Genomic DNA, 22,126 nt, shown 5'->3' with positions numbered 1-22,126 from the left:
CCTTCCCTTCCGATCCGCGAACCGCCCCGTGATTAACCACCAGATTATGCCGGCGCCCCGGAATTGCGAGCCTGCCCGATTGCCGCCCGAGTTTACCCGGCACCTCGCCGCGCGCGCCATCACCGGCGCGGGCCTATGAGTGAGCCTTGACGTGCTGCGACGCGCCCTGAGTACCCTGATCGTCACCTTTGCCGCCGGCTTCGTCCTCGCCGCCATTCCGGCAAAGGCCCAGCCCCGATCGGCCGTGAAGGTACAGCCGGGCGAAGGCCGGCCCTATGAGGTCGCCGACAGCGAGGTCTGGGACGTGCCCGATCCGGTCTCCGGCCGTGGCTATCAGGTCTTCGTCGCCCTGCCGCCCTCCTATGCCAGGGAGCCGCAGCGGCGTTACCCGGTGCTCTACGTCACCGATGCCGACTATGCCTTCCCGATCATCCGGCAGATCAGTCGCCGCCTGAACATCGAGGGGCCCAGAGTCGAGGAGTTCATCCTGGTCGGCCTGTCCTACGCCAAGGGCGAGGATGGTGCGGTCAGCCGCCGGCGCGACTACACGCCGACACCGAACGGGCCGACCACTTCGCCCGCCAGCGCGATCCATGGCCAGGGACGGGCCTACCAGATTTATCTGCGCGATCAGGTGAAGCCCTTCATCGCCGCCCGTTATCGTGCCGATCCGGCCCGGGCGGTTTTCCTCGGCCATTCCTACGGGTCATTGCTGGGGACGCAGATTCTCTTCACCGAGCCCGGCCTGTTCAGCGGCTACATCCTCGGCAGCCCGTCGCTCTGGTACGACAAGCGTCACGCTTTGGGCCTGGAGGCGAGCTACGCCGCCGGGAAACGCGACCTGCCGGCCAAGGTCTTCCTCTATGTCGGCGAATACGAAGCGCTGCGCAGAGGCGATCGACGCTACAGCCAGAGCGTCGACATGGTCGCCGACAACCGGACCTTGGAGACGACGCTGCGCGGCCGAAAATACCCCAATCTGAGCCTGAAATCGGTGGTCCTCGACGACGAGGATCATCTCTCAGTCGCGCCGCGCGGCTTCACGCAAGGCCTGAAACATCTCCTGCCAGCGCGCTGAACGGGAGGGTTTACGGTGTCCGGACGCCGTCGCGGAAAACCGACCGCGACGGCGAGCAATTGAGGACGCCTGCCCCTATATTGACAGTGAACGAATCACGATCACGCAGAAAACCCAAGCCAGCCCCTTGTCAGACCAATTCACCTCTGCCCCCCTGCCCCGCCCCGGCGGCCTCGCCGCGCGCGCCGCCGCGCAGCCTGCGGCCGGCTATCTGCAAGGCCTCAACCCGGAGCAGCGCCAGGCGGTCGAGGCGACCGACGGGCCCGTGCTGGTGCTCGCCGGCGCCGGCACCGGCAAGACCCGTGTTCTGACCACCCGCATCGCCCATCTGATCGCGACCGGCCGCGCCTTTCCCTCGCAGATCCTGTCGGTGACCTTCACCAACAAGGCGGCGCGCGAGATGAAGGAGCGTGTCGCGAACCTCGTCGGCCCGGTCGCCGAAGGCATGCCCTGGCTCGGCACCTTCCACTCGATCTCGGCCAAGCTTCTGCGCCGCCATGCCGAGCTGCTCGACCTGCACTCGGACTTCACCATCCTCGACACCGACGACCAGATCCGCCTGATGAAGCAGGTGATCCAGGCCGAGGGCATCGACGAGAAGCGCTGGCCCGGCCGCATGCTGGCGGGCTTCATCGACTCATGGAAGAACCGCGGCCTCAGCCCCAAGGACGTGCCGCCCGGCGAGGCCGGCGTCTTCGCCAATGGCAAGGGCGGCAAGCTCTATGGCGCCTATCAGGACCGGCTGAAGACGCTGAACGCCGTCGATTTCGGCGATCTCCTGCTGCACTGCCTGACGCTGTTCCGCGAACATCCCGACGTGCTCGCGAGCTATCACGAGCGCTTCCGCTATATCCTCGTCGACGAGTACCAGGACACCAACGTCGCCCAGTATCTCTGGCTGCGCCTGCTGGCGCAGGGCCGCCGCAACATCGCCTGCGTCGGCGACGACGACCAGTCGATCTATGGCTGGCGCGGCGCCGAGGTCGACAACATCCTGCGTTTCGAGAACGATTTTCCAGGCGCTGTCGTGGTGCGCCTCGAACGCAATTACCGCTCGACCGGCCATATCCTCGCCACCGCCGCCAAGCTGATCGCCCGCAATGAGGGCCGGCTCGGCAAGACCTTGCGCACCGAGGACGAGGCCGGCGAGAAGGTCACCATCACCGGCGCCTGGGACAGCCAGGAGGAGGCGCGCCTGATCTCGGACGAGATCGAGGCGATGCAGTCCAAGGGCGAAAATCTCGGCGAGGTCGCGATCCTGGTGCGCATCTCCGCACAGATGCGCGAGATCGAGGAGCGGCTGATCCATGTCGGCGTGCCCTATCGCGTCATCGGCGGCCCGCGCTTCTACGAGCGCGCCGAGATCCGCGACGCCATGGCCTATCTGCGCTGCGTCGTCTCAGCCACCGACGACCTCGCCTTCGAGCGCATCGTCAATGTCCCGAAGCGCGGCCTCGGCGACGCTACCATCCAGCTCCTGCACAACCATGCGAGGGCCACCGGCTTCTCGCTGATGCAGTCGGCGCGGGCCGTGGTCGAGACCGAGGAGCTGAAGCCCAAGGCCCGAACCGCGCTCCGCGAACTGGTCGAGGCCTTCGCCCGCTGGTCGGCGCGGACCGAGAGCATGCGGCAGGGCGAACTCGCGGAGCTGGTGCTGGAGGAGAGCGGCTACACCGAGATGTGGCAGAAGGACCGCTCGGCCGACGCCGCCGGGCGGCTCGAGAACCTGAAGGAACTGGTCCGTTCGCTCGACGAGTTCCCCGATCTTCCGGCCTTCCTCGAGCACGTCTCGCTGGTCATGGACGCCGATGGCGGCGAATCCGGCGCGCGCGTCTCGATCATGACGCTGCACGCCGCCAAGGGGCTGGAGTTCGACACGGTCTTCCTGCCCGGCTGGGAGGAAGGGCTTTTCCCGAACCAGCGCGCCCTCGACGAGAGCGGCCGCGCCGGTCTGGAGGAGGAACGCCGCCTCGCCCATGTCGGTCTGACCCGCGCCCGCAAGCGGCTGAAACTCTATTTCGCCTCGAACCGGCGCATCCACGGTCTCTGGCAGTCGAGCCTGCCCTCGCGCTTCATCGACGAATTGCCGGAGGACCATGTCGAGGTCGTTCAGGCGCCGACCGCCTACAGCCAGGGCGGCTATGGTGCCTCGCGCTTCGAGCGCATGGAGAGCTTCGGCTCCTCCTACCAGACGCCGGGTTGGCAGCGGGCGCAGGAGAACAAGGCCAGGTTGAATTCGGGCGGAGGCTCGGGCTTCTCCGATTCCGGCCAGCGCGGATTCGGCGGCAGCAAGCGCGGCCCGCTGATGATCGAGGGCGAGCTCACCGCGAAATCGACCGGCGGCTCGGCCTATGAGGCCGGCGCCCGCGTCTTCCACGTCAAGTTCGGTCCGGGCTCGGTCGCCAGCGTCGACGGCAACAAGCTGACGGTGGATTTCGACAAGGCCGGGCGGAAGATGGTGCTGGATAGCTTTGTGCAGAAGGCGGGGTAGAGAGCCACATCCACCACGCCGTCATTCCGGCTGGAGCCCTCGGGCCCAGCCGCAGGCCCGCCCCGGAACGCACGCCTTGTCGCGGCGATGTCGACCGGGTCCTAGACCTGTCCACCAGTGATTGTTCGCGCGCGCCGCCACGAAATGACAGGCGCGGTTCGCCGCCCTCAGGCGGCCTGCGCCACCCGGCCCGCGAACGCCACCCGGTCGCGGCCGCGCCGCTTCGCCTTGTAGAGTAGCCGGTCCGCCTCGGTCATCACCTGTTCGAAATTGCGCCCCGGACCGGCCGGCGCACCGCCGATGCTGATACTCAAGGGAACCTTGGTGCCGTCCGGCGCCTCGAACTGGACGGCTGCGACGGCCGCGCGCAGCCTTTCCGCGATCACCCGCGTCTCAGCGTCGGTCGTGCCGGGAAGGTAGATCGCGAACTCCTCGCCGCCGATCCGGCCACAGAGATCGCCCTTGCGCAGCACGCCTTTCATCGCCGCGGTGATCGCGAGCAATGCAGCATCGCCCACCGGATGGCCGAACCGGTCATTGATCGTCTTGAAGTGATCCGCATCGACGACCAGCAGCGCGCCACCTCCGTCCTGTGCGGACAGGCGCGAAGCATCGCCGAAGAAACTCTCCCGGTTCAGCAGGCCCGTCATACCGTCACGCCGCGCCCGCTGGGCCAGGGCGGCATGGGCGCTCGTCAGTTCACCATGCAGCCGGCCAATCTCGTCACGGGCCGCGCGCAGCCGCTCGTGCTGCCAGAATTGATAGGCACTTGCCGGAAAGGCGATCAGCAGCGGGCATAGCACCGTCATCAGCCAGGCGTTGCCGTCCACCACGCCCCCCAATAGCGGAACGACGCTCATGGCGAGTCCCAGCGAAGCGGCGATGGAAAGAACGGTCGCGATCGACGCCTTGACGACGATCCTGCGCATGGAAGCAGTCATGCCTGTCGGCATGGCAGCAATTGCTGAACACCCCGTTTCCGCTGCGCCGCCTCAGGCCGCGTCACACCGCCCGCAAGGCTGAGCGACCGATTGCTAGCCGTCCTGGGGGCAAGCCACGGCTGAAGGCCCGCTTTGGCCCCATGCCTGACCTTTGCGGATCAAGGCGCAGACATGGGTCCCGGGCTTCGCGGCGCTCGCCCGGGACAAGCGCTGATGACTGTATCGGTCCGGTCAGATCGAGACCGCCCCTACGCCGCCTCGCGCCCGAATTGCAGCGCCGCCAGCCTGGCATAGAGCCCGCCCTTGGCGACGAGGGCGGCATGGGTGCCCTCCTCGACGACGCGGCCCTCTTCCATCACCAGGATGCGGTCGGCCGAGAGGATGGTCGCGAGCCGGTGGGCGACGACCAAAGTGGTGCGGCCCTGCATCAGCCGGTCGAGCGCGTCCTGCACCGCCCGCTCGCTCTCGGAATCGAGCGCCGAGGTCGCCTCGTCGAGCAGCAGGATCGGCGCGTCCTTCAGCACCGCCCGCGCGATGGCGAGGCGCTGGCGCTGGCCGCCGGAGAGCGTCACGCCGCGCTCGCCGATCACCGTGTCGTAGCCCTCCGGCAGGGCGCGGATGAAATCATCGGCGGCGGCGAGCTTCGCCGCCTCCTCGATCTCGGCCCGGCTGGCGCCGGGGCGGCCATAGGCGATGTTGTCGGCGACCGAGACGCCGAACACGGTCGGCTCCTGCGGCACCAGCGCGAAGCGACTGCGCCAGTCGGTCGGATCGGCCTCCGGCCCGGCGACGCCGTCGACAACGACGCGCCCGGCGAAGGGATCGTAGAAGCGCAGCGCCAGTTGCAGCACCGTGCTCTTGCCGGCACCGGAGGGGCCGACCAGCGCGATGCGCTCGCCGGGCCGGACGGCGATGTCGAGATCGGCCAAGGCGAGATTCGTCCGCCCGGGATAGCGGAAAGAGACGTTCTCGAAGGACAACGCTCCGGCTGCCGGCTGCGGCATCGGCCTGGGATGGGCGGGAGCCGCGATCGCCGGCTTCGTCGCCAGGATCTCGCCGAGCCGCCCGGCCGCGCCCGCCGCGGCCGAGATGTCGCCATAGACCTCGGAGAGCTGGCCGAGCGAGCTCGCCGCCAGCACCGCATAGAGCACGAACTGCGACAGCCGCCCGCCGCTCATCCGCCCGGCGAAGACCTCGGTCGCACCGGCCCACAGAACCATGACGACGCTGGCGCTGACCAGGAAGATCGCAAAGCCCGAGAGCCAGGCGCGCGAGCGCGTCGCGTCGCGCGAGGCGGCATAGGCCTCCTCGGAGGCATTCTGGAAGCGCCGCGCCGTGTCGCGCTCGGCCCCGAAGGACTGCATGGTGCGAATCGCACCGACCGCTTCCGAGGCGAAGGCCGAGGCGTCAGCCAACCGGTCCTGCGCCGCCCGCGAGCGCTTGCGCACGCTGCGGCCCGAGAACACCAGCGGCAGCACGACCAGCGGGATCGCGCCGATCACGATCGCCGACAGGCGCGGGCTGGTCGCCACCATCATGGCGAGCGCGCCGAGGAACATGATGGCGTTGCGCAGCGCGATCGAGGCCGTCGAGGCGAAGGTCGACTTGATCTGGGTGGTGTCAGCGGTCAGCCGCGAGACGAGATCGCCCGCCCGGCTGGCGTCGAAGAAGGCCGGTTCGAGCCGGGTCAGATGGCCGAACACATCGGCGCGCAGATTCGAGACGATGCGCTCGCCAACCGTCATGACGAGATAGAATCGCGCCGAGCTCGCCAGCGCCAGCACGGCGACAACGCCGATCAGCAGGGCGAAATAGGAGTTGGCGAGCTGCTGTTCGCCACCGGAGAAACCGGCATCGATGACCCGGCGCACCGCCAGAGGCAGCGCCAGGGTCGCACCCGATGCGACGACCAAAGCCAGCAGAGCGAAGGCGATCCGCCGCTTCTGCGCCTTTGCATAGGGCCAGAACGAGCGCAGCGCGCTGAAATCCGGGCGCTGCTTGCGGTCTTCCACCAGTTCTTTCGCCACTCTCACATATCCCGAAAAGCTTGCACCGCAGCCAAGGCTGCGCTATGGCCACGCGACTTCACGACAGGCTCGTACGAATTGTTCGAAGAGCCGGCGATGCGCGCCGCGTTCCGGCCGCCCGCTTTTCGAAACTTGAGGAATTCGCCATGAAGACCGGCATTCATCCCGATTACCACACCATCAAGGTCGTCATGACCGATGGCACCGAATACTTCACGCGTTCGACCCTCGGCAAGGAGGGCGACACGCTGAACCTCGACATCGACCCGAAGACCCACCCGGCCTGGACCGGCGGCACCCAGCACATGCTGGACCGCGGCGGCCGCGTCTCGCGCTTCAATTCGCGCTTCGGCGCGCTCGGCGCCCTCGGCAAGAAGTAATTCCCGGCTTTTCGGGCCCTACGGGGCCGGATGCCCGAAATCGAAAAGCCCGGCCTCACGGCCGGGCTTTTTGCATCGCGGCGACGAATGGCCGCGGAAGAATACTGCGTTTTCAGGAGCGATCGCTCACAAGGAGCGGCGCCGCGGCCGGCTCTGCCACGACCGCAGGCCGCGCTGGCGCTCCGGCCCCGGCATGGGGCAGAGCCCTCCCCGATCAGGCCAGGGCGCCGAGCCGCGCCTGCAGGTTCGCGAGCTGCCCGCGTACCGGATTGACGGCGGCGACCGGGGCGAAAGCCTGCGACATCTGGTTCTCGAGATGGCCGATCCGCTCCTGCAGCCGGATCGAATGGGCGATCAGCTCACGCAGGCGCAGGGGCAGGCGGGCCGCCTCGGCGCTGGTCGGCTGCAGCATCGGCTCGGCGATGCGGACCTTGTTCTTCTCGGCACGCGCCTGCTCCGCCGTCATTTCGCCCTCGGCCACGGCGCGCTGCACCAGCAGCCAGGAGGCGATCTGCATCAGCCGTGTGGTCAGGCGCATGCTTTCAGTCGCATAGACCAGCGAAACCTCGCGCGGCAGCGCCGCCGATTCCGAGCGCCCTTCGCCGTCGAGATAATTCGCGGTCAGCTCGACCAGGCCCATGCCTTCGCGAAAGAGCTGCATGAAGGCCTCCGACTTGACGAAGGTACGCGCGAACGAGATCGCACCGTCCTCGACCGCCAGCCTCAGCGTCGGAAAATCGCTCATCGCACGTCTCCATTCGGCACAAGGGCGTGCGTGTGCGAGACGCAGCGCCGTTTCATGCCGGAAGCCCCGCAAAGATAAAGCCATAGCATTGTCGTCGCCGCGGCAAGGCTTCGTTAACCTTAATAATGGCAGGTTGACGGCGCCGAGGCGGATCGCGCCGCGGACCTCCTCCGAACCAAAAAAAGAGCCGCCCGAGGCGGCTCGAAGGTCAACAGGGAGGCGTCAAACAGAGTGGGCAGGAGCCACTCGACATCCAGACAAACTGGACGATCAGATTCATAATTTAGAATCGTTAAGAGCCCGTTAACGCGGCGTCCGAGGGCATTGATTCCTCCCGTATTTTGCTCGGTGGGCGAAGTGCGCGCCGAAACTGGCACGCGCCCTGTCAAATCCGCCCCGGGACGGGCCGCGGCGTCCGGCGCCGCGGCTGACATCAAGCGCGAGCCTGGCCGGAACGGAACGCCGGGCCCGCCGCGAAACGCGCCCGCCATCGCCAGGACGAGGCCTGTTTCCGGCGATCTCAGCCGTAGCGTTGCGAGCACCTGACCTTCATGCCGTCGCTGCCCGTCCGCGGGCGGCTGGCGCGCACACCTGACAGCGACTGACCAATCCCGCACAGTATCGTCAGATATCGGAACGAAGCGCCCTCAGCGCCGGAGACAGCGACGGCGAAACGCCGCCGCGTCGCGCGCCCGCTCAATCCCGCTTCCGGAAGAAGGCGTCGGCCGCCGAGCGCGAAGCGGTCTTCTTGAGGCGCGCCTCGCCCAGCCTGGCGATCTCGGCCTCCAGCAGGGCCACCCGCTCGTCGATCTCCGCCACGGAAAGCTGCGAAAGATCCTGCCCGATCTCATGGGCGCGCTTGGGCGCCGGGCGATCGTCCTCGATAAATCCAGCCATGGCAGCCTCGCCTTGCAACGGTTGCGGCGGGCAGACTAAAGCATCGTCCGGAAAAGTGGATGCCGGTTCGGTGGTCACAGCCGCGCGCCGACCGCCCCTCGCCAGGAGAGCGCCATGACCACCCTGCCCCAGACCATGACCGCGATCGGTTTCGAGGCCCCCGGCGGTCCCGAAGTCCTGCAGCCGCAGCAGCGGCCGGTGCCGCGGCCCGGCCCGGGCGAGGTGCTGGTCGCGGTCGCCTTCGCCGGCATCAACCGGCCGGACGTGCTGCAGCGCATGGGCGGCTATGCGCCTCCGCCCGGCGCTTCCGATATTCCGGGCCTCGAATTCGCCGGCACCGTGGTCGGCCTCGGCGAAGGCGTCTCGCGCTACCGGCAGGGCGAGCAGATCTGCGGCCTCGTCGCCGGTGGCGGCTATGCCGAATACCTCGTCGTCCACGAGAGCAATGCCCTGCCGATTCCCGCCGGCCTTTCGCTGGAAGAGGCCGGCGCCATTCCGGAGACCTATTTCACCGTCTGGAGCAACGTCTTCCAGCGCGGCGCCTTGAAGAGCGGCGAGAGCTTCATGGTTCATGGCGGCACATCCGGCATCGGCACCACGGCGATCCAACTCGCCAAGGCCTTCGGCGCGACGGTCCTGGCGACCGCGGGATCGGACGAAAAATGCCGGGCCTGCCGCGATCTCGGTGCCGACCACGCCATCAACTACCGCAGCGAGGATTTCGTCGCCGCCGCCAAGGTCGCGACGGGCAAGCGCGGCGTCGATCTGATCCTCGACATGGTCGGCGGCGACTATATCGCGCGCAATTACGAGGCCGCGGCCGAGAGCGGCCGCATCGTCCAGATCGCCTTCCTCAACGGGCCGAAGGCCGAGGTCGATTTCCGCCGTCTGATGATGAAGCGCCTGACCCATACCGGCTCGACGCTGCGCCCGCGGACCATCGCCGAGAAGGCTGCGATCGCAGCCGAACTGGAAGCCAAGGTCTGGCCCCTGCTGGCGCAGGGGCGCTGCAAGCCGGTGATCCATGCCCGCTTCCCGCTGGCGCAGGCGGCGGAGGCGCACGCGCTGATGGAGAGCAACGCCCATATCGGCAAGATCGTGCTGACGATCTGAACGGCCGGCGCGATCCTCGCCTGCCTGGAAAGCCTCACCAGCGCAGCAGCCTTCGCCCGATCAGAAAACCGGCGCCGGTCACGATCGAAGCCGCGATCGGATACCAGGCCAGCACAAAGAGCGGGCTGTCGTCGGTGCAGTTCGCCGCATAGAAGCTCGCTCCGATACCGCTCGCCACAAGTCCCGCCAGGGCGCCTGCCAGACCCGGATCAGACGGTGCGCCCTGCCGCAAGCCGGCAAGTATGCAGGCGAGCGGCCCCGCGGAGAGCAGCGGGATCAGGGTCAGACAGAACATTGCGTTCTCGCCGATCAGGCTGGGCAGCCACTGCTCTTCGGGAAGCCACGTCAGCTCGACGGCCACGGCGCCGAGAAGCAGCGCCGGCGCGAGCATCATCAGGAGCCCCGGATAGGACCGGGCGAGGCCAGGGCGGCTCAACCGGAACACGCTCCACAGGGCCGTGCTCGCCAGCGCGGCCGTGACGACGAATTTGAACAGGAAACGCCCGCTCTGCATCGCCTCCTGAAAATCGGGCCGCACACCGATCGCGACGAAGAACAGGATCGCCGCCGCGACGACCGCAGCGCCGAACGATAGCGCCAGGACGGAGCGGAACGGCCGGATCGGGCCGGCATCGTTCGCCAGCATTGCGATGAGATCATCAGTCTTCACGTGAGCGATCCCGGTAAAGCGCGCCCAGCGTCTTGAGCGCGCGATGCAGGGCGACGCGGACCGCCCCTTCCGTCATTCGCAAGCGTCCGGCCGTTTCCCGGATGGAGACGCCCTCGATCGATATCGACCGGACAATCTCTTCCTGCGCCGGCTTGAGCTCTGCAAGCAGCCTGTCGATCTCACTCGCACTGAACTCCGGCGCAGTGTCGTCGAGCGGCAGACGATCCGCGACATCCTCGATCGGAACGCTGACATGCCGCCCTCGCCTGCGCATCGCATCGATGAGCTTGTGCCGGGCGATCGCTGCGATCCAAGGCACGACCGGCCGCGCGGGATCCCAGGTCCCGCGCTTGAGATGGATGGCCAGCAACGCTTCCTGCACGACGTCCTCGATCTCGCTTTCGTTTCCCGAGCCACGGCAGCCGGAACGGACGACCGTTCTGACGAACGGGGCGATTGCCTGCAGAAAACGTCGATAGGCATCCGCATCGCCAGCCATGGCCAAGCGGAGCCACATGGCCCAGTCATTTTCGCGCAGCGACAAGTTCATTCTCCGCTTCCTACGAAGCAGGATCGCAACTTGTTACATCCCTCGCCGACGGCGCCCGCCTGGATCGGTCGCATATGGCCGGGTCCGTCGCAGCCCGGGGCCCGAAAGCGCTCGTCCGCGCGCGCCCGATTTGTCACCCGGCCGAGATTGCGGAGCACGCAATCAGAAAAGCTCCCGGCGCTGTAACAGCCGGTCTCCGACCTGCGTATAGGCTTTGTGTCCGGCTCCATGGGCACGATTGCAACTCTAGTCGGAGAATTCCCATGTCCGTCAAGTCTGCCGTCAGCTCCGCCCTTCTCGCCAGCGCCATGGCGACGGCGCTGGCCTCGCTTGCGAGTGCCGCACCGCTGAGCAAGGCCGAAGGCGAGGCCGCCGTCGCGGCCAAGAAGGAGAAGTGCTACGGCGTCGCCCTGAAGGGCCAGAATGACTGTGCCGCCGGCCCCGGAACTACCTGCCAGGGCTCCTCGACCGTCGATTTCCAGGGCAATGCCTGGAAATTCGTCCGCGGCGGCACCTGCGCCTCGATCACCCTGCCGAACGGCAAGCAGGGCTCGCTGAAGCCGCTCTGATCGCTGTCTCCACGAACCGGAAAGCGCAGAGGACATCATGACGGCAGATCTCGCATCCGGGCCCGCACCCGCGGCCCACCCTCTCCGCTTTCCGGAACACGGCGTCTCCGGCCTGGCGGGGACGAGCTTCAAACCCGAGCATCTTCGCAGCATCCTGAGCGAAAGCGGGCCAAGGGGCTTCTTCGAAGTCCACGCCGAGAACTATATGGGCGCGGGCGGGCCGCCGCACCGCGCCCTGGAAGCCATACGCAGGGACAACCCATTGTCTCTGCACGGCGTCTGCATGTCGCTCGGCGGCCCCGAGCCGCTCGATCGGGAGCATCTGGCGCGCTTCAGATCGCTGGTAGAGCGCTACGAGCCTGCGCTCGTATCGGAGCATCTCGCCTGGTCGACCCATGAGGCGACGTTCTTCAACGACCTCCTGCCGCTGCCCTACACGGCGGGCAGCCTGGCCTGGGTCTGCGATCATATCGACCAGATGCAGGAGGCTATCGGCCGGACGATCCTGCTCGAAAACCCGTCGACCTATCTGATTTTCCCGGAGTCGACGATGAGCGAGACCGAGTTCATCCGGGCGATCGTCGCGCGCACCGGCTGCGGCCTGTTGCTCGACGTCAGCAACGTGTTCGTCTCGGCGACCAATCGCGGCACGTCGGCGCTGGACTATCTCGCCGATTTTCCGCTCGCCCATGTCGGCGAGATCCATCTCGCCGGCCATGCCGAGCAGAGCGACGACGAGAACGCCCTGCTGCTGATCGACAGCCATGACGGGCCGGTGCCCGACGGCGTCTGGCGGCTCTACGAGATCGTGCTCGGTCGTTGCGGCCCGCGCCCGACGCTGATCGAGTGGGACAGCAAGATCCCGGATTGGCCCATACTCAAGGCCGAGGCGATGGCGGCCCAGCGTCTGCTGGATCGCCATGCCGGCCAGGCGAGCTTGCGCCATGCGGTCTGATATCCGCATCGGCCCGGCCGCCGGGAGCGACGGCTCCTACGCGTCGGCCTTCGCGCCCGGCTTGAACGATCCCGAGCGCCAGACCCCGGCGCTAGTTTCCGGTCCGGGCGGCAAGAAGGCGGTCAAACGCTACAATGTCTATCGCAACAACGTGACCGTCGGCCTGATCGACGCACTGGCCGCGATCTACCCCGCAATACGGCGCATCACCGGGGACGAGTTCTTCCGCGCCATGGCGCGCTTCCACATCCGGCAGACACCACCGAAATCGCCGCTCCTCTTCGATTACGGCCGCGATTTCCCCGACTTCATCGCAGGTTACGCATATGCGGAAGCGATGCCCTGGCTGGCCGACACGGCCCGCGTCGAGCGGGCCTGGCTCGATGCCTACCACGCGGCAGATGCCGAGCCCCTGCCGCCGGGCGCCTTCGCCTCCATCCCGGCCGAAAGCCTGGCTGATGTTTCGGTCGCGCTTCACCCGTCGACACGGGTGGTGCGCTCGCGCTACGCGGCGCTCACGATCTTCGCCGCCAACCGCTCCCCCGAACCGGTCGGGGTGATCAACGCCGCCGGAGCGGAAGAAGGGCTGATAACCCGGCCGGACCTCGACGTGATCGTCACACGCCTTCCAGCCGGCGGCGTATCGTTGATCGAGGCCTTGGCCACCGGCCTCACGCTCGGCGAGGCGATGGCGACCGTCCTCGCTTCCGTCCCCGACTTCGACATCGCCGCGGCCCTTACCGGCATCGTCGAGGCTGGCGCCGTCACCGCCCTATCTCCCGGAGACGCCCGATGACCTCTTTGCCGGAGCCGAAGCCCATCGGCACGGGAACCGGACGCAGCCCAGCTCTGAACGAGATGGCCAATGCGGCGATCCGCGCAATGGCACCCCATGTTCTCGTGCAATTGACCCTGCGCCTTGCCCTCGCCGTACCGTTCTGGCGTTCCGGCATGCTGAAATGGGACGGCTTCCTCCAGATCGGCGACACGGCCGTCACGCTCTTCACCGACGAATTCATGCTTCACCTGCCGGGCGGCCCCTATCCGTTCCCGGCGCCGGTGCTCATGGCGATTCTCTCGGGAATCGCCGAGCTGGCGCTGCCCTGTCTGCTCGTCCTTGGTCTCGCGACACGCTTCGCGGCCTTCTGCCTGCTTTTGATGACCGCGATCATTCAGCTGACCATCCCCGATGGCTGGCCGCTGCATCTGACCTGGGCAGCCATGGCGCTCGCGATCATGTCGGGAGGACCGGGCTCGCTCTCAGTCGACCGCAGGCTGAAACGATAGACCGGGCGGTCGATCGAAAACAGCAGAAGAAAGCGGCTCGCCGTGGACAGTCGCCGGCTGTTCGCCTATAACGCCGCGATCCTCCTCATCGTCGATGATTTGGATGACCGGCCGGGGCGGCCGGTCGGCGCATGAGAGCTTTTGCCCGCGACACTTCAGGAGACGAGCCCGTGTCAACATCGCCGCTGATGCCGAAGGCCACCGCGGTCTGGCTGGTCGAAAACACCTCGCTGACCTTCGAGCAGATCGCCGAGTTCTGCAAACTCCACCCGCTCGAGGTGCGTGGCATCGCCGATGGCGAAGTCGCAGCCGGCATCAAGGGGCTCGACCCGATCACCTCCGGCCAGCTCACCCGCGAGGAACTCGAGCGCGCCGCCAAGAACTCGAACCACCATCTCAGGCTCGCCGAGCGCAAGGTCAAGGTACCGGAGATCAAGCGTGCCAAGGGGCCGCGCTACACCCCGGTGTCGAAGCGCCAGGACCGGCCGAACGCCATCCTCTGGCTGCTGCGCAATCATCCCGAGCTCAAGGACGCGCAGATCATCCGCCTCGTCGGCACCACCAAGTCGACCATCGCGCAGATCCGCGATCGCACCCACTGGAACACTCAGACCCTGACGCCGGTCGACCCGGTCAGCCTCGGCCTCTCCTCGCAGATCGACCTCGATTTCGAAGTCGCCCGCGCCGCCAAGGATCGCCCGGCCGCGCTCGCGGCGGAGACCGGCTCGACCCTGCTCTCGGCCGAGGAGACCACGGCTCCGGAGCCCGTACCGGCCAGCCAGCCCTTCGCCGATATGAGCAAGCCGAAGCGCGAGGAAGAGGCGGCGATCGACGTCGACTCCGTCTTCGCCAAGCTCAAGCAGATGAAGCGCCCGGTCGAAGAGGACGACGAGTTCTGAGTCGCCCTCCCCGGCGCCGGGACAGGATCGGAGCGGTCGTCAGGCCGCCCCGAGTTCCTCGCTTGCAGCAATCAGACCGTCGCGCACGGCGACGGACGACTTGACGATGCCCCGGCGCTCGCGCGCGCCGATCCGGCTATAGGCGGCCCCGCCGGGCTCGCCACCATAGAGCGCATCGACCACCGCCTTCGCCGCAGCCAAGCTCTTGTCGATCTCCTGCGCCAGCGCCGGCTTCTTCGCCGCAACGCTCACGGCGAAGGGACGGTACTGGCTTTCGATGCCCGCAAAATTGTAGCGGAAGATCAGCAGGCTGCGGTCCGACCAGGTTTCCTCCTCGCCCGAGATCTTCTTGGCACCGATCTCGTTCGCGAGCGCGATCATGCCCTTGAAACTATCCTTGGCCGAGAAGCGCTCACGCTCGTTCAGCGCCTTGTCGAGCGCTGCGACAGAGGCTTCCAGCCCACGTGCCAGCGGCAGCGCCGCCGCAAGATCCCCCTCGCCGAACAACAACGCCTCGATCTTGTGGAAGCCCTTGAAGCCCGGATCGGTATCGCCGAGATCATGAGCATAGGCGCGGGAGTCGATGTCCTTGTCGATCTCCTCGAAATTCGCCGCCAGCACCTCGATCTCCTCGTAGGGCGCGCGGGAGGCGACATAGGCCGCCTCGGCAGCCGCGCGATCGCTGCCCGACAGGGCTTTGGTCAGCGCCGCCACCAGCGGCTTCTGCTCGGCGTTGCGCTTGCGGAAATAGGCGAGACCGGCATCCACCGCCGCCGCGTGCGGCTCGGCGGCCGCCGTCGCCCGCGGCAGGACCGTGGCTGCGAGGAGTCCGGCCGAAGCGAGAACAAGGTCCCTGCGACTGGCATTCATGAGCAAATTCCTTTCCTGCGAAGAGACCACAGAATAGGATCATGAAATAAGTAATTCTAGCGTATTTATAGAAATCACAATTGGAATACTTATAGTATTTAAACTGCGCAAATACCAATCAACAAAGCACCGACCGCGACCGGAAACCCGGCCCCGTCCGGCTTGCCGACGCCCCTTCGCTTTGCCAATCTCCGGCGATGACGCCGTCCGCAGCCGATCTCGCCTTCACCTTCCTGGGGACCGGTGCGCCGCCGGTCAGCCTGCGCCGGGCCGGCCCGGCGCATCTCGTCGAGGCGGGCGGCACCAGCGTCCTGATCGATTGCGGCTCGGGCGTCAGCCAGCGCCTCGTCGCCGCCGGCCGTGCCGGCGCCAGGATCGACGCGCTGATCGTCACACATGAACATTCCGACCATCTCGTGGACTTCTATCAGCTCGTCGTCTCCTCCTGGCATCAGGGCCGAGACCGCCCCTGGCGCGTGCTGGCCCCTGCCCCGGCGCTCGCCAATATGCGTGGGCAGTACGAGGCCTTCGCCCGCGAGCGCGCCCTGCGTGTCGCCTTCGAGAAGCGGCCCGACGCCACGGGCCTGGAAGTCGTCTTTGAGGAGTTGCACGAGGGTCCTGTCGCCGGACTGGACGCCCTCCAAGTCAAGGCCTTCCTCGTCGATCACCGCCCGGTCGAACCCGCCTTCGGGCTCGAACTGTCGGCCAATGGCAGCCGCATCGTCTTCTCCGGCGATACCCGCCTGACGCCTTCGCTGGAGCGGGCGGCGCAAGGCTGCGACCTCCTGGTCTGCGAGGTCTTCATCGACAGCCAGATGCCGGTCGTCGCCGGGGTGCGCTCGGCGCAAACCGTCGCTTCGGTGCAGAGCTATCACATGACCCCGGCGATCGTGGCAGGGCTCGCGCTGCGCTCCGGCGCCGGGGCCCTGGCCCTGACCCATCTCGTCCCGCCCAGCGCCGACACAGCCGCCCTCGCCGACGAGATCCGTGCCGGCGGCTATGCCGGCCCGCTGATCATCGGCGAGGATCTGATGCGGCTGGAACTGCCCGGCCGCCTGCTGCGCTGGAACGGCGCGACGATCGGCTTTTGATCACTCGCGACTGGCAAGTTCTCCGTCATTCCAGGCTAGCCGCGGACGTGGCGCAGACCCGGAATCCACCATAGAGCGCCGTTCCCTACGATGGATTCCGGCGCTCCGCTGCACTGTGGCCGGAATGACGAGAGCGTCTACGATCCAGATTTTTCGGCGCGGCGTCAGCCCAGCCCCCTGCCCTTCAGCGCAATGCCGATCTCGCCCAGCACCGCGATGTCCTCGATCGTCGCCGGCACCGCGTAGTCCTCGCCATCGGCGATCTTCTTCATCGTCGCGCGCAGGATCTTGCCGGAGCGCGTCTTCGGCAGGCGCCCGACGGTGATCGCGATCTTGAAGGCGGCGACCGGGCCGATCTTGTCGCGCACCAGCCCGACCAGCTCCTTCTCGACCTGGTCCGGCGCCTGCGTCACCCCGGCCTTGAGCACGACGAAGCCGCAGGGCTGCTCGCCCTTGAGGGCGTCCTTGATGCCGACGACCGCGCATTCGGCGACGGCCGGATGCGAGGCCAGCACCTCCTCCATGCCGCCGGTCGAGAGCCGGTGGCCGGCGACATTGATGATGTCGTCGGTGCGCCCCATGATGAAGACGTAGCCGTCCTCGTCGATGAAGCCCGCATCCGAAGTGTTGTAGTAGCCGGGATAGGCCTCGAGATATGCGCTGCGGAACCGGGCATCGTCGTTCCACAGCGTCGGCAGGGCGCCGGGTGGCAGCGGCAGCTTCAGCACGATCGCGCCCATCGTCCCCGCCGCGACCGGCCTTCCGCCCTCGTCGAGGCACTGCACGTCATAGCCCGGCAGCGGCACGCTTGGCGAACCGTGCTTGATCGGCAGCAGGCCGAGGCCGACCGGATTGCCGACGATGCAGGAGCCGGTCTCGGTCTGCCACCAATGGTCGACCACCGGCACCTTCAACACATCTTCCGCCCATTTCAGCGTATCGGGATCAGCCCGCTCGCCCGCGAGGAATAATGTGCGGAAATGCGAGAGGTCATAGGCGGCAAGATGCTTCGCCTCCGGATCCTCCTTGCGGATCGCGCGAAACGCCGTCGGCGCGGTGAACATCGCCACCGCCTTGTATTCCGAGATCACCCGCCAGAAGGCACCGGGATCGGGCGTGCCGACCGGCTTGCCCTCATAGAGAATCGAGGTCGCACCCTGGATCAGCGGTCCGTAGACGATGTAGCTGTGGCCGACGACCCAGCCGACATCGGAAGCGGTGAACATCACCTCGCCCGGGCGGATATCGTAGAGCTGGCTCATCGTCGCGAGCAGCGCGACCATGTGGCCGCCATTGTCGCGGACCACACCCTTGGGCTTGCCGGTCGTGCCCGAGGTGTAGAGCACATAGAGCGGATCGGTCGCCGCGACCTCGACGCACTCCGCCTTGCGGCCATTGGCCCGGGCGGCGCCGACCATGGCGCGCCAGTTGCGGTCACGCGTGGCATGCATCGAGGCCTCGGCCTGCGGCCGCTGTAGCACGAGGCAGGCCTGCGGCTTGTGGCTGGCGAGATCGATCGCGCCATCGAGCAGCGGCTTGTACTCGACGATGCGGCTCGGCTCGATGCCGCAGGACGCGGTCAGGATCAGCTTCGGCTTGGCGTCGTCGATCCGCGTCGCCAATTCCTTGGCGGCAAAGCCTCCGAACACCACCGAATGCACGGCCCCGATGCGGGCGCAGGCCAGCATGGCGAAGGCCGCCTCCGGGATCATCGGCATGTAGATGATGACGCGGTCACCCTTGCCGACGCCGAATTCCTGCAGCACGGCGGCGAGCGTCGCGACCTCGTCGAGCATTTGCGCGTAGCTGTAAGCCGCCTTGGTGCCGGTGACCGGGCTGTCGTAGATCAGCGCCGCCTGCTCACCCCTGCCATCGCGGACATGCCGGTCGAGCGCATTGAAGCAGGTGTTGCAGCTCGCATCGGGGAACCAGCGCCCATAAATGCCGGCCTCTCCGTCGAAGATCCGCTGCGGTGGCCTGATCCACTCGATACCCCCAGCGATCTCGCCCCAATAGGCTTCCGGATCGCGCCGCCAGGCGGAATAGGTTTCGCTGTAGCGGCTTGCATGGCTGGCAGTCATGAAATGCGTTCCTCTTCGCCGGATTTTCGGCCTAGAGCTTGGCTCCGGGCGGGCCGTCTGGGGGCCGGATTTGGCGCGTCGGATCGTGCCCACTCTCTCCCCTTCGGCGCAAGCGTCCGCATGTCAGACTTTCAGCGCAGCCCGTATGGGAGGCGCCGCACCCGCCGGCCGCCGGGCCGCAGCCGTGATGGGCCATGAATTTCGATCTCACCTTCTTTGCCGTCATGGTCCCGGCCGTCGTGCTGATGGGTCTCTCCAAGGGCGGATTCTCGGGGCTCGGCCTGCTCTCCCTGCCGCTGATGGCGCTGATCGTCTCGCCGGTGCAGGCGGCGGCGATCATGCTGCCGATCCTGATCGTGCAGGATGTCGTCACCGTCTGGTCCTATCGCCAAGAATTCGATCGGCGGAACCTGGCGACGCTGATCCCCGGCATGCTGCTCGGCGTGCTCGCCGGCTATCTCCTGGCGGCGAAGGTCTCCGACGCCGCGGTCGGGTTCGCGGTCGGGGTGATCTCGATCGGCTTCGCGCTGCGCCGCCTGCTCGGCGGCAAAGCCACCGCGGCCCCGGTGACCAAGGCGAACTATTCGGCCGGCACCTTCTGGGGCGTGGCCTGCGGCTTCACCAGCATGATCGCCCATGCCGGCGGGCCGCCCTTCCAGATCTATGTGATGCCGCAGCGCCTGCCGCCGGCCGTCTTCGTCGGCACCGGTGCGCTGTTCTTCGCGTTGATGAACTGGATCAAGGTGCTGCCCTATTTCATCCTCGGCCAGTTCAGCCCGCAGAACCTCACCGCCTCGGCCGTGCTCTTCCCGGTCGCGATCCTCTCAACGCTCGCCGGCGTCTGGTTGGTGCGGCGCGTCCCGGCCGAGCGCTTCTACACGCTGATCTACTGGCTGCTGGTCGCAGTCGGGCTGAAGCTGATCTATGAGGGGCTGCGGCCGCTCCTCGGCTGAGCCGCGCCCGCCCCCTTCCCGGCCGGACATTGCGCCGCATCGGCAAAAGGGATGAATTACAGGGCCGCGCCTCGATGGTTAAAGCTGCGGCAACATTCCGGCAGAAGAGCGCCCCGATGACCGCATCGCCCTACGATACCGATCTCGACCGCAACCCCGCGAATTTCCAGCCGCTCTCGCCATTGCCCTTCCTCGAGCGCGCCGCCGCCGTCTTCCCGCAGCAGATCGCCGTGATCCACGGCACGCTGCGCCGCAATTATGCAGAGCTCTATGCCCGCACCCGCCGGCTCGCCTCAGCGCTGGCGCAGCACGGCATCGGCAAGAACGACACCGTCGCGGCGATGCTGCCGAACACCCCGGCCATGCTCGAATGCCATTACGGGGTGCCGATGTGCGGCGCCGTCCTCAACACGCTGAACACCAGGCTCGACGCGGCGATCATCGCCTTCTCGCTCGATCATGGCGGCGCCAAGGTGTTGATCGCCGACCGGGAATTCTCGAAGACGGTCAGGGAGGCGCTGGCGCTCTGCAAGGTCAAGCCGCTGGTGATCGACTATGACGACCCGGTCTTTGACGGCCCGGGCGAGCGCCTCGGTAGCGTCGAATACGAGGACTTCCTCGCCAAGGGCGATCCCGATTTCGACTGGCTGATGCCGGGGGACGAATGGGACGCGATCGCGCTGAACTACACCTCCGGCACCACCGGCGACCCCAAGGGCGTGGTCTACCACCATCGCGGCGCCAATCTCTTGGCGACCTCGAACGTGCTCACCGGCGGCATGGGCCGGCATCCGGTCTATCTCTGGACCTTGCCGATGTTCCACTGCAATGGCTGGTGCTTCCCCTGGACGATCTCGCTGCTCGCCGGCACCCATGTCTGCCTGCGTCAGGTCCGGGCCAAGGCGATGTATGACGCGCTCGCCGACCATGGCGTCACCCATATGTGCGGCGCGCCAATCGTGATGTCGACGCTGCTGAACGCGCCCGATGCCGAGCGCCGCAGCTTCCCCCAGAAGGTGAACTTCTTCACCGCCGCCGCGCCGCCGCCGGAGGCGGTGCTCGCCGGCATGGCGCAGGCGGGCTTCCAGGTCGTCCATCTCTACGGGCTGACCGAAGTCTACGGCCCCGCCGTGGTCAACGAGTGGAACGACGCCTGGGACGCACTGCCCGGCTCCGAGCAAGCGGCCCTCAAGGCACGCCAGGGCGTGCGCTATCCTGCGCTGGAGGGCCTCGACGTGCTCGACCCCGAGACGATGAAGCCGGTCCCGCGCGACGGCCAGAGCCTCGGCGAGGTGATGTTCCGCGGCAATGTCGTGATGAAGGGCTATCTGAAGAACCCTAAATCGACCAAGGCCGCCTTCGAGGGTGGCTGGTTCCACTCCGGCGATCTCGGCGTCGTCCATCCCGACGGCTATATCCAGCTCAAGGACCGCTCCAAGGACATCATCATCTCCGGCGGCGAGAACATCTCCTCGATCGAGGTCGAGGACGCACTCTACAAGCACCCGGCTGTGCAGGCCGCCGCCGTCGTCGCCCGCCCCGACGAGAAATGGGGCGAGACGCCCTGCGCCTTCGTTGAGCTGAAGCCGGGGCAAACGGCCACGCAGGACGAGATCGTCGCCTGGTGCAAGACCCTGCTCGCCTCGTTCAAATGCCCGCGCACCGTGGTCTTCACCGAAGTCCCGAAGACCTCGACCGGCAAGATCCAGAAATTCAAGCTGCGCGAGATGGCGCGGGCGCTCTGACGACGTCAGGCAGAGCGGACGCCTTGTGAGGCCCGGAGCCGACCGGACAGCCCGCCCGCACAAAAAAGCCGGCCCCTTGCGGGGCCGGTGATCGCGCCTGAGCGCGGGATTGATGCGGACCGGCGGCCCGCCCGGAATTCAATGCAACGTCGGTGTCGGCATGGTTTGCCGCACGCGCTCGATCTCATCCTTCAGCAGCAGCTTCTTTCGCTTGAGTTCGGCCACGCCGAGATCGTCGGACGAGGGACTGGCGACCGCCTGGGCGATGGCCTCCTCGAGCTGGCGATGCTTGCGTTCGAGCTCGGCGAGATGGGTCTGCAGCGACATCTGGATCCTCCTGATGAGCGTTCTGGCAAGACAACTCTGACACAGAGCCGGCTTCACGTCTGCGGGGCAGCCGTGCAGCGCAACATGAGTTTTCGTGATCCCTTCCTGGCTTCTTCCAAAGCCGATGATTCGAAGCGGACCACCCTGCGTCACCGTCGCGGCGCTCTTGCCGCGCCGCTCCGGCCTGCGCATAGTCGGCAGCGATCGCGGCGATGTTGAGACGGCTTATGGGATTCGAGTTGAGCGCCGAGGAGATCGAGGTCCTGATGGCCGAGCTGGTGCGGCTGCGCGACGAGCACCGCGACCTCGACAGCGCCATCGACGCGCTGGAACGGCTTGGCGCCATCAACCAGATCCAGGTCCAGCGCCTGAAGAAGCGCAAGCTCTATCTGCGCGACCGCATCGCCCATCTCGAGGACCAGCTCACCCCCGACATCATCGCCTGAGCTGGAAGGAT

The 22,126-nt window shown here is 67.0% G+C and carries 22 protein-coding genes; 13 read left to right on the top strand and 9 right to left on the bottom strand.

The annotated features are described in order from the left end of the window. The first annotated feature begins 151 nt into the window (after window positions 1–151). Together ACWGRX_RS12365 and ACWGRX_RS12360 are read left to right on the top strand one after the other, a co-directional pair. Window positions 152–1,078 carry an alpha/beta hydrolase gene (locus tag ACWGRX_RS12365; RefSeq protein ID WP_452117773.1) on the top strand — a complete coding sequence of 309 codons (927 nt, stop codon included), beginning with the start codon at window positions 152–154 and terminating at the stop codon, window positions 1,076–1,078. A gap of 127 nt (window positions 1,079–1,205) precedes the next feature. Beyond that, complete coding sequence (locus ACWGRX_RS12360) at window positions 1,206–3,569, top strand: ATP-dependent helicase (RefSeq protein WP_452117772.1); 2,364 nt, start codon at window positions 1,206–1,208, stop codon at window positions 3,567–3,569. 167 nt (window positions 3,570–3,736) lie between these two features. Here ACWGRX_RS12360 and ACWGRX_RS12355 read toward each other — a convergent pair whose 3' ends face one another. Both ACWGRX_RS12355 and ACWGRX_RS12350 read right to left on the bottom strand, forming a co-directional pair. Next, the gene (locus tag ACWGRX_RS12355) at window positions 3,737–4,498 is read right to left on the bottom strand and encodes a GGDEF domain-containing protein (protein WP_452117771.1); all 762 of its coding nucleotides are present in this window, start codon (window positions 4,496–4,498) and stop codon (window positions 3,737–3,739) included. Window positions 4,499–4,758: 260 nt separating this feature from the next. Continuing rightward, window positions 4,759–6,537: an ABC transporter transmembrane domain-containing protein gene (locus ACWGRX_RS12350; protein ID WP_452117770.1), complete on the bottom strand. Its 1,779-nt coding sequence runs from the start codon at window positions 6,535–6,537 to the stop codon at window positions 4,759–4,761. Between the two features lie 146 nt (window positions 6,538–6,683). Between ACWGRX_RS12350 and rpmE the strand changes: the two genes are divergently transcribed. Continuing rightward, window positions 6,684–6,917, top strand: coding sequence for a 50S ribosomal protein L31 (gene rpmE, locus ACWGRX_RS12345; RefSeq protein ID WP_066471911.1), 234 nt, complete (start codon window positions 6,684–6,686; stop codon window positions 6,915–6,917). Between the two features lie 214 nt (window positions 6,918–7,131). On the opposite strand, the gene rcdA is transcribed toward rpmE, so the two are convergent. After that, window positions 7,132–7,662: a protease adaptor protein RcdA gene (gene rcdA / locus ACWGRX_RS12340; protein WP_452117769.1), complete on the bottom strand. Its 531-nt coding sequence runs from the start codon at window positions 7,660–7,662 to the stop codon at window positions 7,132–7,134. 696 nt (window positions 7,663–8,358) lie between these two features. Continuing rightward, a complete protein-coding gene (locus ACWGRX_RS12335) occupies window positions 8,359–8,559 on the bottom strand; it encodes a DUF1192 domain-containing protein (RefSeq protein ID WP_452117947.1) in 201 nt (66 codons plus the stop codon). Between the two features lie 114 nt (window positions 8,560–8,673). Between ACWGRX_RS12335 and ACWGRX_RS12330 the strand changes: the two genes are divergently transcribed. Next, window positions 8,674–9,672, top strand: a complete 999-nt coding sequence (locus ACWGRX_RS12330; protein ID WP_452117768.1) for an NAD(P)H-quinone oxidoreductase — start codon at window positions 8,674–8,676, stop codon at window positions 9,670–9,672. A 34-nt stretch (window positions 9,673–9,706) separates the two neighbouring features. Here ACWGRX_RS12330 and ACWGRX_RS12325 read toward each other — a convergent pair whose 3' ends face one another. Both ACWGRX_RS12325 and ACWGRX_RS12320 read right to left on the bottom strand, forming a co-directional pair. Next, on the bottom strand, window positions 9,707–10,342 hold the full coding sequence (locus tag ACWGRX_RS12325; RefSeq protein WP_452117767.1) for an NrsF family protein: 636 nt from the start codon (window positions 10,340–10,342) through the stop codon (window positions 9,707–9,709). Beyond that, complete coding sequence (locus tag ACWGRX_RS12320; RefSeq protein WP_452117766.1) at window positions 10,332–10,892, bottom strand: sigma-70 family RNA polymerase sigma factor; 561 nt, start codon at window positions 10,890–10,892, stop codon at window positions 10,332–10,334. The genes ACWGRX_RS12325 and ACWGRX_RS12320 overlap by 11 nt, the downstream gene beginning before the upstream one ends. Before the next feature lie 263 nt (window positions 10,893–11,155). Between ACWGRX_RS12320 and ACWGRX_RS12315 the strand changes: the two genes are divergently transcribed. The 5 genes from ACWGRX_RS12315 to ACWGRX_RS12295 all read left to right on the top strand — a co-directional run bounded on the left by ACWGRX_RS12315 (window position 11,156) and on the right by ACWGRX_RS12295 (window position 14,602). Then, the gene (locus ACWGRX_RS12315; RefSeq protein WP_452117765.1) at window positions 11,156–11,461 is read left to right on the top strand and encodes a BufA1 family periplasmic bufferin-type metallophore; all 306 of its coding nucleotides are present in this window, start codon (window positions 11,156–11,158) and stop codon (window positions 11,459–11,461) included. A 37-nt stretch (window positions 11,462–11,498) separates the two neighbouring features. After that, complete coding sequence (bufB, locus tag ACWGRX_RS12310; protein WP_452117764.1) at window positions 11,499–12,416, top strand: MNIO family bufferin maturase; 918 nt, start codon at window positions 11,499–11,501, stop codon at window positions 12,414–12,416. Further along, window positions 12,406–13,212 (top strand): HvfC/BufC N-terminal domain-containing protein, encoded by an 807-nt coding sequence (locus ACWGRX_RS12305; protein ID WP_452117763.1) that lies wholly within the window; start codon window positions 12,406–12,408, stop codon window positions 13,210–13,212. The genes bufB and ACWGRX_RS12305 overlap by 11 nt, the downstream gene beginning before the upstream one ends. After that, window positions 13,209–13,703 carry a DoxX family protein gene (locus tag ACWGRX_RS12300; protein WP_452117762.1) on the top strand — a complete coding sequence of 165 codons (495 nt, stop codon included), beginning with the start codon at window positions 13,209–13,211 and terminating at the stop codon, window positions 13,701–13,703. The genes ACWGRX_RS12305 and ACWGRX_RS12300 overlap by 4 nt, the downstream gene beginning before the upstream one ends. 170 nt (window positions 13,704–13,873) lie before the next feature. Further along, a complete protein-coding gene (locus tag ACWGRX_RS12295; protein WP_452117761.1) occupies window positions 13,874–14,602 on the top strand; it encodes a DUF1013 domain-containing protein in 729 nt (242 codons plus the stop codon). A 39-nt stretch (window positions 14,603–14,641) separates the two neighbouring features. On the opposite strand, the gene ACWGRX_RS12290 is transcribed toward ACWGRX_RS12295, so the two are convergent. After that, complete coding sequence (locus ACWGRX_RS12290) at window positions 14,642–15,472, bottom strand: EfeM/EfeO family lipoprotein (RefSeq protein WP_452117760.1); 831 nt, start codon at window positions 15,470–15,472, stop codon at window positions 14,642–14,644. Between the two features lie 197 nt (window positions 15,473–15,669). Here ACWGRX_RS12290 and ACWGRX_RS12285 point away from each other — a divergent pair, with 197 nt between their 5' ends. After that, a complete protein-coding gene (locus ACWGRX_RS12285) occupies window positions 15,670–16,563 on the top strand; it encodes an MBL fold metallo-hydrolase (RefSeq protein WP_452117759.1) in 894 nt (297 codons plus the stop codon). 164 nt (window positions 16,564–16,727) lie between these two features. On the opposite strand, the gene ACWGRX_RS12280 is transcribed toward ACWGRX_RS12285, so the two are convergent. Continuing rightward, on the bottom strand, window positions 16,728–18,644 hold the full coding sequence (locus ACWGRX_RS12280) for a propionyl-CoA synthetase (RefSeq protein ID WP_452117758.1): 1,917 nt from the start codon (window positions 18,642–18,644) through the stop codon (window positions 16,728–16,730). 194 nt (window positions 18,645–18,838) lie between these two features. Here ACWGRX_RS12280 and ACWGRX_RS12275 point away from each other — a divergent pair, with 194 nt between their 5' ends. Further along, entirely contained in the window at window positions 18,839–19,597 is a 759-nt protein-coding gene (locus ACWGRX_RS12275; protein ID WP_452117757.1) for a sulfite exporter TauE/SafE family protein, read from the top strand. 116 nt (window positions 19,598–19,713) lie between these two features. Then, window positions 19,714–21,342: an acyl-CoA synthetase gene (locus ACWGRX_RS12270; RefSeq protein WP_452117756.1), complete on the top strand. Its 1,629-nt coding sequence runs from the start codon at window positions 19,714–19,716 to the stop codon at window positions 21,340–21,342. Between the two features lie 138 nt (window positions 21,343–21,480). On the opposite strand, the gene ACWGRX_RS12265 is transcribed toward ACWGRX_RS12270, so the two are convergent. Beyond that, the gene (locus ACWGRX_RS12265) at window positions 21,481–21,669 is read right to left on the bottom strand and encodes a YdcH family protein (protein ID WP_291636913.1); all 189 of its coding nucleotides are present in this window, start codon (window positions 21,667–21,669) and stop codon (window positions 21,481–21,483) included. A 227-nt stretch (window positions 21,670–21,896) separates the two neighbouring features. On the opposite strand from ACWGRX_RS12265, the gene ACWGRX_RS12260 reads away from it, so the two are divergent. Further along, window positions 21,897–22,115 (top strand): YdcH family protein, encoded by a 219-nt coding sequence (locus tag ACWGRX_RS12260; protein WP_291636911.1) that lies wholly within the window; start codon window positions 21,897–21,899, stop codon window positions 22,113–22,115. Window positions 22,116–22,126: the final 11 nt, after the last annotated feature.

Source organism: Allobosea sp. NPDC055594, assembly GCF_053618995.1.
This window is presented reverse-complemented; position numbering and strand designations above follow the sequence as displayed.

Coding starts and splice junctions, on each gene's coding strand:
- rpmE (WP_066471911.1), top strand. CDS start 6,684: ATGAAGACCGGCATTCATCCCGATTACCACACCATCAAGGTCGTCATG.
- ACWGRX_RS12305 (WP_452117763.1), top strand. CDS start 12,406: ATGCGGTCTGATATCCGCATCGGCCCGGCCGCCGGGAGCGACGGCTCC.
- ACWGRX_RS12335 (WP_452117947.1), bottom strand. CDS start 8,559: ATGGCTGGATTTATCGAGGACGATCGCCCGGCGCCCAAGCGCGCCCAT.
- ACWGRX_RS12320 (WP_452117766.1), bottom strand. CDS start 10,892: ATGAACTTGTCGCTGCGCGAAAATGACTGGGCCATGTGGCTCCGCTTG.
- bufB (WP_452117764.1), top strand. CDS start 11,499: ATGACGGCAGATCTCGCATCCGGGCCCGCACCCGCGGCCCACCCTCTC.
- rcdA (WP_452117769.1), bottom strand. CDS start 7,662: ATGAGCGATTTTCCGACGCTGAGGCTGGCGGTCGAGGACGGTGCGATC.
- ACWGRX_RS12285 (WP_452117759.1), top strand. CDS start 15,670: ATGACGCCGTCCGCAGCCGATCTCGCCTTCACCTTCCTGGGGACCGGT.
- ACWGRX_RS12280 (WP_452117758.1), bottom strand. CDS start 18,644: ATGACTGCCAGCCATGCAAGCCGCTACAGCGAAACCTATTCCGCCTGG.
- ACWGRX_RS12265 (WP_291636913.1), bottom strand. CDS start 21,669: ATGTCGCTGCAGACCCATCTCGCCGAGCTCGAACGCAAGCATCGCCAG.
- ACWGRX_RS12300 (WP_452117762.1), top strand. CDS start 13,209: ATGACCTCTTTGCCGGAGCCGAAGCCCATCGGCACGGGAACCGGACGC.
- ACWGRX_RS12355 (WP_452117771.1), bottom strand. CDS start 4,498: ATGCGCAGGATCGTCGTCAAGGCGTCGATCGCGACCGTTCTTTCCATC.
- ACWGRX_RS12330 (WP_452117768.1), top strand. CDS start 8,674: ATGACCACCCTGCCCCAGACCATGACCGCGATCGGTTTCGAGGCCCCC.
- ACWGRX_RS12260 (WP_291636911.1), top strand. CDS start 21,897: ATGGGATTCGAGTTGAGCGCCGAGGAGATCGAGGTCCTGATGGCCGAG.
- ACWGRX_RS12315 (WP_452117765.1), top strand. CDS start 11,156: ATGTCCGTCAAGTCTGCCGTCAGCTCCGCCCTTCTCGCCAGCGCCATG.
- ACWGRX_RS12270 (WP_452117756.1), top strand. CDS start 19,714: ATGACCGCATCGCCCTACGATACCGATCTCGACCGCAACCCCGCGAAT.
- ACWGRX_RS12275 (WP_452117757.1), top strand. CDS start 18,839: ATGAATTTCGATCTCACCTTCTTTGCCGTCATGGTCCCGGCCGTCGTG.
- ACWGRX_RS12290 (WP_452117760.1), bottom strand. CDS start 15,472: ATGAATGCCAGTCGCAGGGACCTTGTTCTCGCTTCGGCCGGACTCCTC.